The sequence below is a fragment of the Arthrobacter sp. BE255 genome, from assembly GCF_031457335.1.
In the GTDB taxonomy this organism is placed as follows: domain Bacteria; phylum Actinomycetota; class Actinomycetes; order Actinomycetales; family Micrococcaceae; genus Arthrobacter.
The window spans coordinates 394,028-411,898 of the sequence record NZ_JAVDWK010000001.1 but is presented as its reverse complement, the minus strand read 5'-3'; the positions used below and the strand labels follow the sequence as shown (position 1 = coordinate 411,898).

Annotated in this window: 16 protein-coding genes; 9 read left to right on the top strand and 7 right to left on the bottom strand. The window is 66.6% G+C overall.

What is annotated here, in order from left to right; genetic code table 11:
* Positions 1–92 precede the first annotated feature (92 nt).
* On the top strand, positions 93–1,358 hold the full coding sequence (locus J2X42_RS01945; protein WP_310161621.1) for an FAD-dependent oxidoreductase: 1,266 nt from the start codon (positions 93–95) through the stop codon (positions 1,356–1,358).
* Here J2X42_RS01945 and J2X42_RS01940 read toward each other — a convergent pair.
* Entirely contained in the window at positions 1,337–2,566 is a 1,230-nt protein-coding gene (locus J2X42_RS01940; protein WP_310161619.1) for a cysteine desulfurase family protein, read from the bottom strand. The two genes, J2X42_RS01945 and J2X42_RS01940, sit on opposite strands and share 22 nt — an antisense overlap.
* A 40-nt stretch (positions 2,567–2,606) precedes the next feature.
* On the opposite strand from J2X42_RS01940, the gene J2X42_RS01935 reads away from it, so the two are divergent.
* Positions 2,607–3,524 (top strand): DMT family transporter, encoded by a 918-nt coding sequence (locus J2X42_RS01935; RefSeq protein ID WP_310161618.1) that lies wholly within the window; start codon positions 2,607–2,609, stop codon positions 3,522–3,524.
* On the opposite strand, the gene J2X42_RS01930 is transcribed toward J2X42_RS01935, so the two are convergent.
* Positions 3,502–4,134, bottom strand: coding sequence for a hypothetical protein (locus J2X42_RS01930; protein WP_310161615.1), 633 nt, complete (start codon positions 4,132–4,134; stop codon positions 3,502–3,504). The genes J2X42_RS01935 and J2X42_RS01930 overlap by 23 nt on opposite strands.
* A gap of 156 nt (positions 4,135–4,290) precedes the next feature.
* Positions 4,291–5,208 carry a diacylglycerol kinase family protein gene (locus J2X42_RS01925; RefSeq protein WP_310161614.1) on the bottom strand — a complete coding sequence of 306 codons (918 nt, stop codon included), beginning with the start codon at positions 5,206–5,208 and terminating at the stop codon, positions 4,291–4,293.
* A 135-nt stretch (positions 5,209–5,343) separates the two neighbouring features.
* Between J2X42_RS01925 and J2X42_RS01920 the strand changes: the two genes are divergently transcribed.
* The 4 genes from J2X42_RS01920 to J2X42_RS01905 all read left to right on the top strand — a co-directional run bounded on the left by J2X42_RS01920 (position 5,344) and on the right by J2X42_RS01905 (position 8,524).
* Entirely contained in the window at positions 5,344–6,306 is a 963-nt protein-coding gene (locus tag J2X42_RS01920; protein ID WP_310161613.1) for a J domain-containing protein, read from the top strand.
* Between the two features lie 38 nt (positions 6,307–6,344).
* A complete protein-coding gene (locus J2X42_RS01915; RefSeq protein WP_131131886.1) occupies positions 6,345–6,812 on the top strand; it encodes a tRNA (cytidine(34)-2'-O)-methyltransferase in 468 nt (155 codons plus the stop codon).
* Positions 6,813–7,053: 241 nt separating this feature from the next.
* A complete protein-coding gene (locus tag J2X42_RS01910; protein ID WP_310161610.1) occupies positions 7,054–7,662 on the top strand; it encodes a sigma-70 family RNA polymerase sigma factor in 609 nt (202 codons plus the stop codon).
* 10 nt (positions 7,663–7,672) lie between these two features.
* Entirely contained in the window at positions 7,673–8,524 is an 852-nt protein-coding gene (locus tag J2X42_RS01905; RefSeq protein ID WP_396134001.1) for an anti-sigma factor domain-containing protein, read from the top strand.
* A gap of 115 nt (positions 8,525–8,639) precedes the next feature.
* Here J2X42_RS01905 and J2X42_RS01900 read toward each other — a convergent pair whose 3' ends face one another.
* The 4 genes from J2X42_RS01900 to J2X42_RS01885 all read right to left on the bottom strand — a co-directional run bounded on the left by J2X42_RS01900 (position 8,640) and on the right by J2X42_RS01885 (position 13,038).
* The gene (locus J2X42_RS01900) at positions 8,640–9,419 is read right to left on the bottom strand and encodes a PIG-L deacetylase family protein (RefSeq protein WP_310161607.1); all 780 of its coding nucleotides are present in this window, start codon (positions 9,417–9,419) and stop codon (positions 8,640–8,642) included.
* Between the two features lie 3 nt (positions 9,420–9,422).
* On the bottom strand, positions 9,423–10,376 hold the full coding sequence (locus J2X42_RS01895) for an electron transfer flavoprotein subunit alpha/FixB family protein (protein ID WP_310161605.1): 954 nt from the start codon (positions 10,374–10,376) through the stop codon (positions 9,423–9,425).
* Positions 10,377–10,390: 14 nt separating this feature from the next.
* Entirely contained in the window at positions 10,391–11,191 is an 801-nt protein-coding gene (locus J2X42_RS01890; protein ID WP_310162150.1) for an electron transfer flavoprotein subunit beta/FixA family protein, read from the bottom strand.
* A 245-nt stretch (positions 11,192–11,436) separates the two neighbouring features.
* A complete protein-coding gene (locus J2X42_RS01885; protein ID WP_310161603.1) occupies positions 11,437–13,038 on the bottom strand; it encodes a trypsin-like peptidase domain-containing protein in 1,602 nt (533 codons plus the stop codon).
* Between the two features lie 288 nt (positions 13,039–13,326).
* Here J2X42_RS01885 and J2X42_RS01880 point away from each other — a divergent pair, with 288 nt between their 5' ends.
* The 3 genes from J2X42_RS01880 to J2X42_RS01870 all read left to right on the top strand — a co-directional run bounded on the left by J2X42_RS01880 (position 13,327) and on the right by J2X42_RS01870 (position 17,854).
* Positions 13,327–15,378, top strand: a complete 2,052-nt coding sequence (locus J2X42_RS01880) for a TPM domain-containing protein (protein ID WP_310161601.1) — start codon at positions 13,327–13,329, stop codon at positions 15,376–15,378.
* Between the two features lie 111 nt (positions 15,379–15,489).
* The gene (locus tag J2X42_RS01875) at positions 15,490–16,284 is read left to right on the top strand and encodes a PspA/IM30 family protein (protein ID WP_310161599.1); all 795 of its coding nucleotides are present in this window, start codon (positions 15,490–15,492) and stop codon (positions 16,282–16,284) included.
* Between the two features lie 130 nt (positions 16,285–16,414).
* Positions 16,415–17,854, top strand: coding sequence for a deoxyribodipyrimidine photo-lyase (locus tag J2X42_RS01870; RefSeq protein ID WP_310161597.1), 1,440 nt, complete (start codon positions 16,415–16,417; stop codon positions 17,852–17,854).
* Positions 17,855–17,871 lie beyond the last annotated feature (17 nt).

The window sequence follows — 17,871 nt, the reverse complement described above, 5'->3', positions numbered from 1 at the left end:
GAGTGGATTGGGGGTTATGGGCCCTATCTATTCTAAAGCCTGCCGCGTTCGGCCATAGTTGAGCTACCGGATCGTCAGGAGGCGCGCGGACCATGGCTGCAGGACACACTCTCGGAAACATCGTCATCGCAGGTGGAGGCCTGGCCGGCGCCACCGCCGCCCGGACGCTCCGGTCCGAGGGCTACACGGGGGCCATCGTCCTCCTTGGCAGCGAACTCCACCACCCCTATCTGCGGCCGCCCCTTTCGAAGGAATACCTGCTCGGCAGGGAGGAAGAGGACAAAGTCCCGGTGGTGCCTCCGGGCTGGTACGCGGAGAACGACGTCGACCTCCGCCTGGGCGCGACGGTCACCAGCATCGGGCCTGCGGAACGAACGGTGCTGTTGAGCGACGGGACGGCGCTGTCCTACACCTCACTGCTGCTGGCCACAGGGGCCGCCCCGCGCACGATTCCGCTGCCAGGCAGCGAGTTGCCGGGTGTATCCACGTTCCGGACCCTGGACGACAGCCGTCGGCTGCGGCGAAAACTGGAGCGCGGCGGGAAGAACGTGGTGATGGTTGGCTCCGGCTGGATCGGCATGGAGCTGGCAGCAGCGGCGGCGACCTACGGAAACAACGTCACCCTGCTCGGCCTCGAGGATATTCCGTTGGCCGGCGCCATCGGGCCGGACCTGGGACGCTTTTTCCGATCGCTCCATGAATCCCACGGCGTGGGCTTCCGGCTGCCCGCGTCCGCCCGTGAAATCGTGGGAAAGGACGGTGCCGTCTCCGGCGTGGTGACCGACAGCGGCGAGCTGATTCCCGCGGACGTCGTGGTGCTCGCCATGGGCGTCCTGCCCAACACCGGTCTCGCACTCACGGCCGGCGTGGAGGTGGACAACGGAATCCTTACCGACGCTTCCCTTCGGACCAGCGAGCCGGGGATCTTCGCCGCGGGCGACGTGGCCAATGCCCTGCACCCATTCACCGGCAAGCACTACCGCAGCGAGCACTGGTCCAACGCCCTAAACGGAGGCAAGGTGGCCGCCAAGGCGATGCTTGGCCAGGACGCCACCCTCAGCACCATCCCCTATTTCTACACCGACCAGTTCGACGTCAGCATGGAGTACTCGGGGTTCCCCGATTTGGCGGCCGGGACGGACCCGGTGATCCGCGGTTCGCTGGAGCGCAAGGAGTTCATTGCCTTCTGGCAGCGTGACTCCCGGGTGGTGGCCGGCATGAGCGTCAACTGGCCGCACCAGGCCCGGCCAGGTGCGCAGAAGGTCATCAAGGCCTTGATCTCCGGCCGCACCCCGGTCAGCGCCGACCGCCTGGCGGACGGGTCAGCCGGGCTCGATCAGCTCCTGCCGGAGGCCTGACGCGCCACCGTCCCGGCGGTCTGGATGGAGGATTCGTGCCCGGCCATCCCGGCAGCGCGTGCCCTGGAATATGCACCAGGGAGGGCAGCGAGGAGGGCGTCGACGTCGGCTTCGGTCGACGTGTGCCCGAGGCTGAACCGCTGGGCACCGCGCGCGGTTTCCTCGTCCAGGCCCATGGCAAGGAGCACGTGCGAGGGCCGTGGCACGCCGGCAGTGCAGGCAGAACCGGTGGAAGATTCAACCCCGGCCAGGTCCAACAGGAACAGCAGGGAGTCGCCTTCGCAGCCGGGAAAGGTGAAGTGCGCGCTGCCGGGGAGGCGTCCTGCTCCGTCGGCACCACGGAGGACGGCCTCCGGGATGAGCTGCCGCACGCCGTCGACGAGCCGGTCCCGGAGGGCTGAGATCCTGGCTGATTCCGCGGGAAGGCTTGCCGTGACTGCCCCGGCCGCCGCGGCAAAGCCGGCGATGGAAGCCGTGTCCAGGGTTCCGGACCGGACGTCCCGTTCCTGGCCGCCGCCGTGCTGGACGGGGGTCAGCTTCACCGCGCGGCCCAGCAGCAGCGCCCCGACTCCCACAGGACCGCCGATCTTGTGTCCGGAAACGCTCATCGCGTCCAGTCCGGAGGCCTTGAAGTTAATGGGCAGCGAGCCAAAGGCCTGGACCGCGTCTGAATGCACCGGCACACCGGCGGCGTGGGCCAGCTGAACAATTTCGGGGATCGGCTGGATGCTGCCCACCTCGTTGTTGGCCCACATCACGCTCACCAGGGCGATGGTTTCCGGGGACCGCGCAAGTTCGGCCTCCAGGACCGCGAGGTCGACGACGCCTTCGCTGTCCACCGGAAGCCAGGTGACGTCTGCACCTTCGTGCCGCTCCAGCCATTCCACGGTGTCCAGCACTGCATGGTGCTCGACGGCGGAGCAGAGGATGCGCCGCCGGGCAGGGTTCCCGGCGGCCCGGGACCAGAACAGGCCCTTCACGGCCAGGTTGTCAGCTTCCGTGCCGCCGGACGTAAAAATGACTTCGGAGGGGTGCGCCCCGGCTGCGGCCGCAATCGTTTCGCGCGCATCCTCCACCGAGCGGCGGGCGCGGCGGCCGGAACTGTGCAGGGACGACGGGTTGCCGGTGCGGACCAGCTCGCGGGTCAGGGCAGCCAGCGCCTCGGCTGAGAGCGGCGTGGTTGCTGCATGATCCAGGTAAACAGGCACCCACCAATTCTAGCCGCCGGCGCTGGTATAGATTCGAGCGGTGAAGGCCTCCCTCTACCTGATGCTGGCCACCCTTTTCTGGTCCGGAAATTTTGTGGTGGGGCAGGCAGCAGTAGGGTCGATGACTCCCGTCGAGCTGACGTTCTGGCGCTGGGCGATCGCGGCGCTGCCGCTGCTGGTCCTGGCCCAGCTGGTGGACCGGCCGGATTGGCGGGCCGTCCTGCGTTGCTGGCGCGCGTTGTTGTTCCTCAGTTTCCTGGGCATGGGTGGCTACACCCTGCTCCTGTACACCGCCCTGCAGCACACATCCGCGCTGAACGCCTCGCTCATCACGGCGGCCAACCCTGCGCTGATTGTTGTCCTCGCAATTGCGATGCTGGGCGACCGGCCGGGCGCCCTCGGCTGGGCGGGCATCGGACTGGGGCTTTCCGGGGTCCTGATCGTCCTCACCGGCGGGGACTTCCAGAGGTTGCTGAGGTTTTCCTTCAACCTGGGCGAACTGCTGATGCTGGCTGCCATTGCCGTCTGGAGTCTTTACACCATCCTCGCCCGCCGCCTGGCAGTCCCTGCCATCACCGCCACGGCGGTTCAGGTTGCCATGGCCACGGTGGTCCTCATTCCGGTAGCGGTGGGCACGGGAGCGCACCTGCCTCAAACAGCCGCGGGCAGTTGGTCGCTGGCCTACATCGTGGCCTTCCCGTCCCTGGGAGCGTACCTGCTGTGGAACCTGGCGCTCAAAACAACCGCACCCGGGACCGCGGGCAATTACCTCAACCTCATGGTGGTCTTTACAGCCGCCATAACCTTCCTGCTGGGGGCTGCGATCAGTGTGCCCCAGATCCTGGGCGGGCTGCTGGTGGTGGGCGGTGTCCTGCTCACCAGCGTGCGCCGGACCGGAAAAACCCCTGGCATCACAGCACAGGAAAGGAGCGGGCTCAGGCCGAGGGCGGAACGATGATCAGGCGCTCAGCCACGTCCTGCCGGGCCGCAGCAAGGGTGGCCGGGTCCGGGCACGAGACAGTGATGTAGATGGACGATGCGGGAACGCTGAACAGGCGGGCCATAACAGCCGTTGACCTGGCTCCCGCAGGGGCAGCCTGTTCCAGTACCAGCACTTCCACACGCGGGCCGGGCTTGTCCGGGCTTCCGCCCCAACGCAGGGTTTCCGTCTTGAGGTATTTGGGGAGGATGCTGGGGTCGAGGTAGGTAAAGAGCCCCACTGTGGAGGCGCGGTCGTCGGCAAGGGCCAGCGGCGTCTGGTTGGTCCGGACTTTGGTGGCCACGAGGCAGCCGTCGGTCTTCACGTACTGGTTCCCGCCCGCCACGTTTTCCTTGACCGGCTTCCAGCCTGGGGCTTCCTTCAGCCCGTCGGAGATACCCACCGGAACTCCCGGCGCAAGTGCGCCCCCGGCAGTGAACGGCAGGTCCTTGGCCGCTACCGCCTCTGCGTCATGGCCGGGCGTGATGGTGGGTGTAGCCAGCCCGGGTGCCGACTGTTCCACAATGGGGGCCGACGGGTCCGGCACGTCGATGCTGCAGCCTGCCAGCAGGCCGGCACCAATCAGCATTCCAGTGAGCAGCGTCCCGGACGTTGCCCCAGTCCCGCGTAGTTTCATTCCACCCCAATGCCTGGCCGGCTGCCCGGCGCCACTGGCCGGGGTTCCGCCCGGCCCATCAAAGAGTCTAGACGCCCCATGCCCGACGGCGGGTCCCAGGCATTGTTCCTACGCCAGGATGCGCAACGCGCCGGGTACAACATCCACGGTGAGCGGCAGCGGCCCGATCCTCTCGCCGTCGGCATACGCCACGACGTTGAGCGCGGACAGCCGCACCTTCCGTACGCGGCGGATCTCAACTGCCGGATGCCCGATATGCCATCCGGAGAACACCTTCGGGAATACGGCCAGGAAGTGGACCCTGGGCAGCGGCCTGAGAACAAAGAGGTCAAGCAGTCCGTCGTCCGGCAGGGCGTCCGGCGTAATCCGCATTCCGCCGCCAATTGACTGCCCGTTTGCTACTGAAATGAGCATTGCCCGCTGATGCCAGGTGTCGCCGTCGTCCGTTTCCGTATAGTCCGTCACCGTGTACTCAATAGCCCGGAACGCCACCAGCTCCCTGAGCATTGCCAGGTTGTAGCGGGCCTTGCCGCGCGGCCAGCGCCACCCGTTCGCGCGGTCGTTGACGGCGGCGTCGAAACCGGCCGACAGCACACCGGCGAACCAGCGGCAGTCACCGTCCAGCGTGATCCGGCCCAGGTCAACGGGACGCCCTCCTGAAGCGATGCCGCCGGTGATCCGCCTGCAGGCGGCGGCTACGTCGTTCAGCGGCAGTCCCAGGGTCCGGGCAAAGTCGTTTCCGGTCCCGTTGGGCACGATTCCCAGCGGGACGGCGGACGCCGACCCACCGGAGCCCGCCAGCGCGTTCACGCCGAGGTGCACCATGCCGTCTCCACCCACCACAACAAGGGCATCCACGCCATCCGCGAGCGCCCGTCCGACGGCTGACGCCAGGAGGGCGAAGCTGGCCTCCCGCAACTCCACTACGTCCGCCCCCGTAGCCCGGAAGTAGTCCACCGTCTGCGCGCCGGCGTGCGTCCGGGAGCCAAAGGACGCACGGGGGTTGATGGCGACGGCGATCCTCATGGGCTGAATTATGCCAGCCGCGGGAACCCCGGCTGCCGGCACGCACGTTGTCAGAATGGGCCGTTAAGCTTGGCCTACCTGGCAAGGGCCCTCCGTGCCGCCGTGGACTGGCCACACCAACCGAAGGACAAGTGTTTGACCGAGAGCAGCAACTCCCATTACCAGGTGCTCCGTGTCGCCGTGACGGCCACCGAGAAGGAGATCAAAGTTGCTTACCGCCGCGCAGCCCGCCAGGCGCACCCTGATCATGGCGGGGACGCGGCCGCATTCCGGCGTGTGACCGCAGCCTATGAGACGCTCATCGATCCCAAGCGCAGAAGCGCCTACGACCGGTCCTACGCCGCAGGCACCGGGGGCGGTGCCGGGAACGGCGATGCCGGTCCGCACTTTGATGCGCCCGCTGCCGGTAGCCACGCGTCCGCCACGGTGCACCGCCCCAACACTCCCCGCAACACCGCCGGCGACCCGCCGGTCTACGTTCCGCCCTATGACCTTGCTGCATTCGAGGCGGCCGGGGTGGTGCCGTTGATCCCGCTTGCGCAGGCCAGCCAACAGGTCCACGGCATGCCCCGGAAACGCGGCATCTTCGGGGCCGAGGCGCGCATCCAGCGCGAAATGCGGACTGTGCAGCTGGTCAGCAGGCAGATCCTGCCAGCCATTCCGGCCGCACGGCTGATCAACGGGCTGCAGTCACCGGCAGACAACAGCCACATCGACCACGCGCTGCTGTCCGGCTACCGCCTGGCCATCATCGGGTCCATGCTCCTGCCCAAGGGCGCCTACGCCTGGGACGGCAGCACGCTCAACCACGGCGGACGCTCCATCCCACCGCCACAATTGGCGCACGTGGTCCGCGCCATGCAGGACATCTTCCCCGAACTCAATGTCACCGGCTGGACGGTAGTGCACAGCCCCGACGGGAACCTGCACGAGCCTGTCATCGACCGGCACCGACGGTCCGCCGGTGCCCACGAAACTGTCCAGGTGGTCAACGCGGCCGGGCTGGTCCGCGGCCTCAAACAGTTCCTGTCCTCGGGCCCGGCACCCAACACCGTCAATGTTTCCGTGCTCGCCCGGCTCCTGCGGGGCATGCACTGACGGCATTTACCAAGGGCGGCAGTGACTAGGATGGGATGGTGTTCCGCATCCTCTTCCACTCCCCCGAAATTCCGGGCAACACCGGCAACGCCATCCGGCTGGCAGCCATAACCGGCGCCGAGCTGCACCTGGTGGAACCTTTGGGCTTCGATTTTTCCGATGCCAAACTCCGGCGGGCAGGCCTCGACTACCACGACCTCGCCGTGGTGACGGTGCATAAAAGCATCGACGACGCCTGGAACGCCCTCAAGCCGGAGCGTGTGTACGCATTCACCTCTGACGGAACCGCCAGCTACACGGACATCGCCTACCAGCCCGGCGATGTCCTGATGTTCGGCCAGGAATCCGTAGGGCTGCCGGAGGAACTCAAGCGGGATCCACACGTCACGTCCACGGTCCGGCTCCCCATGCTCCCGGCCCTGCGGTCCCTGAATCTGGCGAATGCAGCCTCCATCGCAGTTTACGAGGCGTGGCGGCAGCAAGGGTTCGCGGGCGCCAAAACCTGACCCGCCCTTCTTGCCGGCTCCCCGGCGTCCGGGCACGGCCAGGGAGAAATTTCCCATGGCGCCAATCCGCCCGCGCACCTGCACCGAATCACTCCTGAGAACATCCACGGCGGACAAGGAGCGGCAGGTGAGAGCACTGGAGACAGCAAGGCCCGCGGACCGCTCCGGTTCCTCCGCCGCCTGCGACAACCCCGGCAGGGCTGCTCCTGAAGCAACCCGCGGACACCTATGCTTGGTAGTGATGGAAACTCCCAACGCGCCAAACTACGAGGCCCCGGCCGCAGTGACAGATTCACCAGCGGACATCAGCCAACGCCTCGCCGCCCTCCTGGGCCGTATTGCCCAGGGCGACCAGGCTGCTTTCGCGGAGTTCTACCAGCTGACATCCCGCCGTGTATTCGGCATGGCCCGCAGGGTCCTGATCGATCCCGAGCTCAGCGAGGACACCACCCAGGAAGTCTTCCTCCAGGTCTGGCAGATCGCGGCGAAGTTCAACCCGGACGCCGGCAGTCCGCTGTCGTGGCTGATGACCATCTCGCACCGCCGTGCCGTGGACAAGGTAAGGTCCTCGCAGTCGTCCACGGACCGGGAAGCCCGGTACGGGGCGAGCAGCCAGGACATCGACCACGACTCTGTTTCCGATGAAGTGGGCAGCAGGCTTGAGGCCGAGGCGGTGGTCCGGTGCCTGGAAACACTGACGGACACACAGCAGGAATCCGTCCGGCTCGCCTACTATGGCGGCCTCACCTACAGGGAGGTTGCGGAGCGGCTGAACGCTGCAGTGCCAACCATCAAGTCCCGCATCCGCGACGGACTGATCCGCTTGAAGACATGTCTGGGGGTGAGTTGAGATGACAGAGATGAACAATCAGGGAAACAGCCGCCGCGGCACCTTCGGCGACACCGTATCGGTGGACCTTGCCTCGGGCCGTGCAGTGGACCTGGCCGAGCTGTACGCCCTTGATGCTGTGACTGACGCGGAGCGCTCGGCCATTGACCAGTACATCTCCTCCGCCCCGGACGCCGAGCGCGCGACGTTCCACGAACGTGTGCGCCAGGCCAGGGAAACGCTGGCCGTGACGTTCACCGCAGAGGAGGAACCGCCGTCGGACCTCTTTGCACGCATCGTTGCCCAGCTCCCGGCCCAGGGTTCCGGAAGCGCCCACGCGCCAGGCGCCGCTCCGGCGGCGCCACTCCATCAGCCAGCCCCTGGGGCGGGCGGTGACGAGCTCGCCGCAGCCCGGCAGCGCCGGGAAGACCGACGCCGGCCCGGCGGTGCGCGCCGGTGGCTCGCCGGTGTCGCCGCGGCGGCCGTGATCGCGCTCGGCGGAGTGGGCGTCGGCGCCTATGTCGCGGACCAGAACGATCCGTTGAACCAGGTGATCCGGGCCGGTGACGTCCGCGAGGCCTCAGTGCCTGTGTCCGCCGGCGGAACCGCAACGGTCCTGATTTCGTCCTCCAGGGACGCAGTGGTGGTCAAGATGAATGGTGTGCCCGCACCGCCGGCCGGCAAGGTGTACCAGATGTGGCTGATCCCGAAGGACGGTTCGGCGCCCGTTTCCCAGGGCCTGATGGACGAAGCAGCGCTGTCAAAGCCTGCCGTGGTGAAGGGCATCGCTTCCGCTGCTGCCCTCGGCATCACAGTGGAGCCTGTGGGTGGCTCGGCTTCCCCGACCTTCCCCACAGTCGCCGCCGCGCCGCTCAGCACCTAAGCGGCCCCTGGCTTCGGCTCGCTGAAGGCAAAGAAGCCCGCGGCGCCCTCCCAGGAGGGCGCCGCGGGCTTTTTGTGACAGAAATTGCCGGAGCAGGTCAGTTCCGCGTCAGGTGCTAAAAGCCGGCGATTGTTCCCGGTCCGTTGACCGCGACAACGTGGAACGCCTCGGCACTGCGGTCCCCCGGCAGTCCGGCCCGCCGGGCATTGATGTGCATCCCGTTGCGCACGGCCGCCTCCATCGCCTCAACATCCGGATGCTGGCTGACGTGGACGTTGATGGCCTTCAGTTTGCTGTCCACGTGGTCCGTGACGTCCACGAAGTGGTTCTCCCGCTCTTCCGGACCGGCGTAGAGCCAGAGCCAGGGAAGCTTATAGGCTTCCAGCCCGGCCTCGGCAAGCTCCGGATAGGCAAACGGATTCTCCACGGCAGGGTAGACGGCGCGGGTGACGGCCTCGCCGACGGCCAGGTGGTCCGGGTGGCTCTTCTGGATCCGCTTCCAGTTGCGCTCCGGATGCATGGCGAGCACCACATCGGGCCGCAGCGCCCTGATGAGCCTGACCACGCCCTTCATCACTTCGTGCGACGGTTCCAGGTAGCCGTCCCGCTCGTGCAGATAGTGGATATCCGAAACGCCGACGAGTTCTGCCGCCCGGAGCTGTTCCGCCGCACGCAGGGCGATGATTTCGGACCGGTCGGCGGGATCGAAGCCGCCGGCATCGCCGTCGGTCATGATGCAGTAGCTGACCTGCACCCCCGCCACCGTCCAGGCAGCGATGGTGCCGGCCGCACCGAAGTCAATGTCGTCAGGATGGGCTGCGAAACAGAGGACCCGCCCAACCCGGTGCTTTGCCGGGTTGAACGGGCTCTGTGCTGAAACAGCAGGAGTGGTCAAGGGTCAGCCTTTTCGCTTCTTGATTTCTTCCGTGGCCTGCGGCAGGACGTCGAAGAGGTCGCCGATGATGCCGAAGTCGGCGATCTCGAAGACCGGGGACTCTGCATCCTTGTTGACGGCAACAATGACCTTGGCCGTCTGCATGCCGGCCTTCTGCTGGATGGCGCCGGAAATTCCCGCTGAAATGTACAGCTGCGGGGATACCGTCTTGCCGGTCTGGCCCACCTGGGCGTCATGGCTGATCCAGCCGGCGTCCGTGGCGGCGCGGGAGGCGCCCACGGCCGCACCGAGGGCGTCAGCCAACTGCTCAACCGGACCGAAATCGCCGTCGACGCCGCGTCCGCCGGCCACCACGATGCGCGCATCGGTGAGGTCGGGGCGGCCGCTGGCCACCTTCTGCTCGCGGGCGGTGACGCGCGCGGCGGTGGCGGTGCCGTCAGCGGGCACGTCAACCGTGGCAACCGCCGGGGCGCTGGGGCCGGCCGCTGGTTCGGGGGTGACGTTGTTGGCCTTGACGGTCAGCACCGAGACGGGCGTGGTGGTCTTCGCGGCTGTGGTGTACGAACCGGCGAGCACGGACTTGTGCGCTGTGCCGTCCGGGTCCACGGCCACAACATCGGTAACGACGCCAGCGGAAAGCCGGATACCAACTCGCGCGGCAATTTCCTTGCCTTCCGGCGAGTTGTCCAGGAGCACCGTGGTGGCGCCGGCAGCCTGCACCGCGGCCGCAACGTAGGCGGCCTTCGCTGCGACGAGGTAGTCGTCAAGGTCATTGGCTGACGGGCGGTAGACGCCGCTGACGCCGTACTCGGCGAAGGCCGCCGAAACGCCGTCGCTGAGGTCGCCGTTCACTGCCACAGCTGTTTCGCCGAGGGAACGGCCCAGGGTCAGCAGTTCGAGGCTGCTTTTCTTCAGGGCCGCGCCAGGGTTGTCAATGAAAATAAGTACGTTTGCCATGTCTGTGATCCCTCTTAGAGCAGCTTCTGGGCGGCCAGGAAGTCCACCAGCTTGATGCCGGCGTCGCCTTCGTCGGTGATGATGGTGCCGGCGGTGCGCGGCGGACGCTCTTCTGCCGACGTCACCGTGGTCCAGGATCCCGCGTGGCCCACCTGCGCGGGGTCAACCCCAATGTCGGAGAGTGACAGCGTGGTGATGCTCTTGCGCTTGGCCGCGATGATGCCCTTGAAGTTGGGGTAGCGGGGCTCGTTGATCTGGTCCGTCACGGAAACTACGGCCGGCAGGGACGCTTCCACGGTCTCGGAGTACGTGTCGGCGTCGCGGCGCGCGGTGAGCCGTGCGCCGTCGACTTCGAGTGTCGACGCGAACGTGATTTGCGGCAGTCCCAGGCGTTCGGCCAGCTGCGCCGGCACCAGGGACGTTTCGCCGTCGGTGGAGGCCATGCCGGTGAGCACGAGGTCCACGGGGGCGCCTGCGCCGAGGTGGCGGATGGCGGCGGCCAGGGCCAGCGAGGTGGCGGCGGCATCCGAGCCGGACAGGGCGCCGTCAGTGAGGTGGACACCTTCGGTGGCGCCCATCTGCAGCGACTTCTTGACGGCGTTCACCGCACCGGCGGGACCCATGCTGAGCGCGATGACCTGGTTTCCGGCTTTGCTGCCGCCACGGGCTTCAGCGAGCTGCAGCGCCGCTTCGAGCGCGTATTCGTCCAGCTCGGACAGGATGCTTTCGCCGCGGTCCGTGGTGTAGCCCTCCCCGTTGAGGTGACGGTCGAACTGCGCGTCCGGCACATGCTTGACCAGGACGATGATCTTCAATGTCTCTTCCACTGTATTTACAGCAGCCTTCCATGCTTGTGGATAGCCAGCCGGGTGAGGTCATGGCCGCGGAACGCCCGGGGTACGGGTAGATCCTAGCTAACCATATAGAAGTACCCGGGTGACGTCGCGTTAACGCCTGTGTCAGCCGGCTTGCCCGTGGCGTGGAAATGACGACGGCGGGGCCCCCTTCCGGGGGACTCCCGCCGTCGTCCGGACTTCTTTTGGCAGAACAGGTCCGGTGCTTACTGCTCCGCTGCGGCACCGAGCGTGACATCCAGGGTCTGTTCCTGGCCGTTCCGCTTAACCGTGATCTTGACCTTCGCACCGGCAGCCTGTTCGCGGACAGCCGCCGTCAGCTGGTTCGGTTCGCTGATGGTCAGGTCGTTGAAGCGGGTGATCACGTCGCCCACCTTGATGCCTGCGTTTGCGGCAGCCGACCCTGATTCGACCGTGGCGACGTCGGCACCGACGGAGAAGCTGGAGGAAGCGCTGGTGGAGGACTTGTCCTTGACGCTGACGCCCAGCTGGCCGTGGGAGACCTTGCCGGTGTCGATGATCTCCTGGGCGACGCGCTTGGCGTGGTTGATCGGGATGCTGAAGCCCACGCCGATGTTGCCGCTTGACGAGCTGGACGAGGAGTCGGAGCCGGCTGAGGCGATGGCAACGTTGACGCCGATGATCTCACCTTTGCTGTTGACCAGCGCGCCGCCGGAGTTTCCTGGGTTGATGGCCGCGTCGGTCTGGATTACGTTGATGGAGATGGAGCCCTGGTCCGTTGTCTGCTGGCTCTGGCCGCCACCCGGAGGCGCGAACTGGAAGCCCTGATCGCCGCCCTGGGAAGTGTCGCCTTCCTTGGGTGCTGCCGAGGATGCCACGCTGATGGTCCGGTTCAGGGTGGAGACGATGCCGTCAGTGACGGTTCCGGTGAGGCCCAGCGGGGAGCCGATGGCGATGGCCGTGTCCCCCACGTTGAGCTTGCCGGAGTCACCGAGGGTGGCGGCGGTGAGGCCGGAGGCGTCGTCCACCTTGATGACGGCAAGGTCGGAGAGCGGGTCAGTGCCCACGAGCTTGGCGGTGAGGACGCGGCCGTCGCTGGTGCGGATTTCAAGCGCCGCGTTTGCCGTCGCTCCGTCCAGGGTCACGACGTGCGTGTTGGTGAGGATGTGGCCTTCGTCGTCGAGGATGATGCCGGACCCGGTGCCGCCTGAGCTGCCGCTGGTGGCGCTGATGGTCACCACGCTCGGGGACGCCTTCAATGCTGCTGCGGTGATGGCATTGACGTCGTCCTTGTTGTTGACGATGACCGTTTCAGGCTGGCTGCTGCTGACGGCGCCGGAATTCCCGCCGTCGAAGAGGTTCCCTGAGCCCACGGTGGCCACGCCGCCGCCTACCAGGCCGGCGGCGAGGATGCTGGCCACGAGGGTTCCGACGCCGAAGCTGGGCTTGCGGCGGGGAGCGTCGGCGGGGTTGTGAGCCAAGGCCACTCCCCCTGGAGCTGCCGCGTGCGCGCCGTGTTGCCCGTATTGCGGCTGGCCGTACTGCTGCTGGCTCTGGCTGTATGGACCGCCGGAGTTTTGGCCGGGCTGGTGGTTCTGCTGGCCGTAAAAAGGCTCACGTGGCGGGTAGACCGGGCGGGGGGCTCCCGGGAGCTGCTCGGTGGGGTTCGCACCGGCGCCGGAGTCCACGTGCAGGGCTTCGGTTGCCTGCTGGTCCCCCTGCGCCGCAGCCGCGGGATCGTGCAGCGGCGCTGGAGTGCGCCCGGCCGGCGGTGCCGGCTGCGACGCGTCCGGATGCCGCGGATCCCGGGGTTCCGGTGCTGCACCTGGCGTTGGGTTCTCAGTCATTGGACTTCCTTTCATCCTCGTCTGCCATTAACTATGAACCCCCTGGCTGGAACAAATGCGGACGTTGGCTGGGAGCTTCCTGAATGCCTGTGCCTGGCCCTTCACAAGCCCCGAAGTTCGTTTCGCTGGTGGCATATTCGTCCTTGTGGACGCACTTATAGGTGCACCATAGAATCAAGAGGAATTGCCACAGCGACCTGCGGCTTTACACCACGCGTGGGGGCGCTGCTGCATTCTGAGACGACTGATTCGTCCCGAATCGGTGTCAGGCGTGCTGAAGGGTTGCACATGCGGTCAAAGTTCAAACGTATCCTCGCCGTGATTGGCCTGACGGGCTTGTTGGCGGTTCCCGCCGGCGCGGCCTGGGCCGAAGATCCGGTGACGCTGGATCCGGCAACAAAAGTCGTGGACGAGGCCGGAGTTTTGGGTGCCAACAAAGCCGACGTTGAGGCTGCCATCAAGAAGCTTGGCACAGACCACGCCATGGTTTTGCACGTCGTGACTGTCAAGAAATTCGAAAACCCGACGGATCGGGAAGCCTGGTCAGACAAGGTGGCCGAAAAAGCCAGCCTTGGTTCCAATGCCCTGATTTTTGCGGTGGCCACCGAGACCAGGCAGTACGTCCTGAATAAGGGCGGCAGCAAAATCACCAACGCCCAAATCGAAAACATCAAGAGCAAGGCCATCGGCCCGCAGCTGGCGAATAACGATTACGCCAAAGCGGCCATCAATGCCGCCGCCGCCATCGGCGACGCGGCCGGCGGCGGGAGTGGCAATGTCCCGTCCGAAAATGGCGCAGGCACCGCAATCCTCGTTGGTACCGGCGTGGTAGCCGCAGGAGGTGCCGGCGCCTACCTCTACTTCCGCAACAAGCGGAAGAAGGCAGGCCAGGCATCCAGCGCCAGCTACGGTCCGCAGGGTGCCGAACTCGATCCGCTGGCCTCGCTCAGCGTGGAGGAGCTCCGCCGCAAGAGCGGATCGCTGCTCATCGAAGCCGATGACGCGATCAAGTCCAGCGAGCAGGAGCTGATGTTCGCCCAGGCCCAGTATGGCGATTCCGCCGTCGGCAACTTCACCAAGGCGCTGCAGGAAGCCAAGGGACACATGTCCGAGTCCTTCAAGCTGCAACAGCAACTGGACGACCACATTCCCGATACCGAAGAACAGCAGCGCAGCTGGCTGGGCGAGATCATCCGCCGTTCAGAGGCCGCCCTCGCTTCACTGCAGGAGCAGAAGGCCGACTTCGATTCACTGCGCGAGCTGGAAAAAAACGCGCCTCAGGCACTCGCCACGGTCAAGGCGGGGGCACAGGAAGCCGATACAAAGATCGCCAGCGCTGAACAGTCGCTGACCACCCTCCGCGGCAAATACGCCGACAGCGCCCTGGTCCAGGTTTCCGACAACATCACGCAGGCCAAGGAGCGGCTGGCCTTCGTCCAGAACGCCACGGCTACTGCTGAGCAGAAGCTGGCTGAGGGTGAAGGCAGCCTCGCCGCCGTGGCTGTCCGCGCATCCGAAGAGAGCCTGCATCAGACCAACGTTCTCCTCGACGCGATCTCCAAGGTCTCCACCAGCCTGGATGAGGCCCGCAACGGCCTGGAGGCGGCCGTCGTGGATACCTCCCAGGACCTTGCACAGGCACGGGCCATGATCCAGTCCGGGGCCCACCCCGAACTGGCCGGACCGGTAGCGGGCGTCGAATCCGCACTCGGCCAGGTCAAGGCTGAGATCCAGGGCGGGAAGATTGACCCTATTGCCACGCTGCAGCGTGTGGAGACGGCCCACCAGTCCCTGGACCAGGCGCTCACCGGGATCCGCGACCAGCAGGAACAGGCCCGCCGGGCCCAGGCTTCGCTGCAGCAGACCATCATGTCTGCCCAGGCACAGATCAGCGCCACGTCGGACTACATCACAGCCCGCCGCGGCGGAGTAGGCACCGAAGCCCGCACCCGCCTGGCTGAGTCGCAGCGCAACCTGGACTATGCGCTCTCCATCTCCCGCAACGATCCGGTCACTGCGCTCACCTACGCGCAGCAGGCGCATGCCCTCGCAGCCCAGGCGGCCCAGCTTGCCCAGGCTGACGTCGACCACTTCGACGGCTATGCCAACCAGGGCTACGGCCGGGGCGGCATGTTCGGCGGCGGCGGAGGCGGAGGCGGCCTCGGCGGCGCAATTCTTGGCGGCATCCTCATCAACTCCATCCTCAACGGCGGCAGCGGCGGCGGCTGGGGTGGCGGGCACAGCGACGGCGGCGGCTGGGGAGGCGACGGCGGCGGCTTCGGCGGAGGCGACTCCGGCGGCGGCTGGGGCGGCGATTCCGGCGGCGGCGGAGACTTCTGAGCCCGAAAGACTAGGCACCGGGTGGAACGAGCCGCCCGGCGTATAGATAGCGGTACAACAACTGTTCACTGATTTCAGTGGCCACCACTGAGCAGGACGAAAGGTAACACCATGGTTAAGCAGTCCATTTTCGGCCGCATCGCGCAGCTTGCAAAGGCAAACATCAACTCCTTGCTGGACAACGCTGAGGATCCGCAGAAGATGCTGGACCAGATGGTCCGGGACTACACCAACAACATCGCCGAAGCCGAATCGGCTGTGGCGCAGACCATCGGCAACCTGCGCATGCTCGAGGACGACTACAACGAAGACGTGAAGAACGCCCGCGACTGGGGCAACAAAGCCCTCGCGGCGTCGCGCAAGGCCGACGAGTACCGCGGCAGCGGGCACGCCGCAGACGCCGAAAAGTTCGACAACCTGGCCAAGGTGGCCCTGCAGCGCCAGATGTCAGCCGAGAACGAGGCCAAGGGCGCAGAGCCCAGCATCGCCTCACAGCGGGAAGTGGTGGACAAGCTCAAGACCGGCCTTGGCCAGATGAAAGGCAAGCTCAACGAGCTCACCAGCAAGCGCAATGAACTCGTGGCCCGCTCCAAGACAGCGGCAGCCCAGTCACAGGTCCACGACGCCATCAAGAGCATCGACTTCATGGACCCCACCTCCGAGGTGGGCCGGTTCGAGGAAAAGATCCGCCGGGAAGAGGCGAAGGTCAGGGGCCAGCAGGAACTTGCCGAGTCCAGCCTGGACGCACAGTTCAACCAGCTTGAGGACCTCGGCGAACAGGTCGAAATCGAAGCACGCCTTGCTGCGCTGAAGTCCGGCGGCGCCGCCAAGCCCGCCATCGGCGCCTCGGCTGCCGGAGCCGGTGCCGAGTCCACGGTGGACGAAGCCGACTTCGACAAGCTGTAAGTACCACGTGCCCGGACTCGCCGGGCAGGCTCAAGGCCGGGGTTCAGGATGAACCCCGGCCTTCGCCGTCCGCGAAAACCCGGCCAACCCGCCCACGCGGCTCCGGGTGGATGTGTGTAGCGTGGAAGCCATGTCCTCCCCTGCCGCTTCGTCCATTGTCTGGCTCCGTGATGATCTTCGCCTGGATGACAATCCGGCGCTGGCCCGGGCCGCAGAACTCGGCCTGCCCCTGACAGTCGTGTACATCCTCGACGAGGAATCGGACGGCATCCGGCCCCTCGGCGGCGCAGTCCGCTGGTGGCTCCACCATTCCTTGGCATCCCTTGCCGCCGACCTGGAGGATGCCGGATCCGCCCTGGTCCTCCGGCGGGGACCAGCAGCCAGGATCATCCGGGATTTGGTCCACGAAACCGGCGCGTCCCATGTCCTCTGGAACCGCCGTTACGGTGGTCCGGAGCGGGCTGTGGATGCAGGCATCAAGGAATGGGCCGTCGGTGCAGGCATCGAGGCCGCCAGCTTCCAGGCAAGCCTGCTCTTCGAGCCGTGGACCGTCACCACTGGCAGCGGCGGCCCCTACAAGGTCTTCACGCCCTTCTGGCGCGCCTGCCTCGCCTCGGGCGAACCCCGGTTGCCATTCGATGCGCCGGCCACACTGCCCTCCCCTGCCTCGGCGGGCCGGAAAAAGCATGCCGACAGTGAACCGCTGGAGTCCTGGTCCCTGCTGCCGGCTTCGCCCGACTGGAGCGGCGGCATGGCAGAAACCTGGGAGCCGGGCGAAGCCGGCGCACACGGCCGCCTGGAGGACTTCCTGGATGGTCCCGTGGCCGACTACGGAACCGGCAGGGACGTGCCCGGCGTCGAGGGAACCAGCAGGCTGTCCCCGCACCTTCGCTTCGGCGAAATCAGCCCGTTCCGCGTGTGGCATGCGCTCCGGCAGCGGTTTCCGCGCCAGGCGCCTGCCGACGTCGGAATTTTCCGGTCCGAGATTGGCTGGCGGGAATTCTGCTGGCAACTGCTCTACGTCAATCCGCAGCTGGCAACACGCAACTACCGCCCGGAGTTCGACGCCTTTGCCTGGGAGGAGCCATCCCAGGCCGAGCTAGGCGCCTGGCAGCAAGGGAAGACAGGTTACCCCCTGGTCGACGCCGGCATGCGGCAGCTCTGGCGTACTGGCTGGATGCACAACCGGGTCCGGATGGCTGCCGCGTCGTTCCTGGTCAAGAACATGCTGGCAGACTGGCGCCTGGGCGAGGAATGGTTCTGGGACACCCTGGTGGACGCCGATGCTGCCAGTAATCCGGCGAACTGGCAGTGGGTGGCCGGGTCGGGGGCGGATGCCTCCCCGTATTTCCGGATCTTCAATCCGGTCACGCAGAGCAAGAAGTTCGACGCCGGCGGAGGCTACCTGAGGCAGTATGTCCCCGAGATTGCCGGCCTGAGCGACAAGGCCATCCACGAACCGTGGAAGAGCGGCGGGGCGGCAGGAGCCTATCCGCCTCCCCTGGTGTCCCTGCCGGAGTCCCGGGAGCGGGCGCTGGAGACCTACCAGAGGCTCAAGGACGGCCAGTAGCCCGCGCCTGAGGGCTG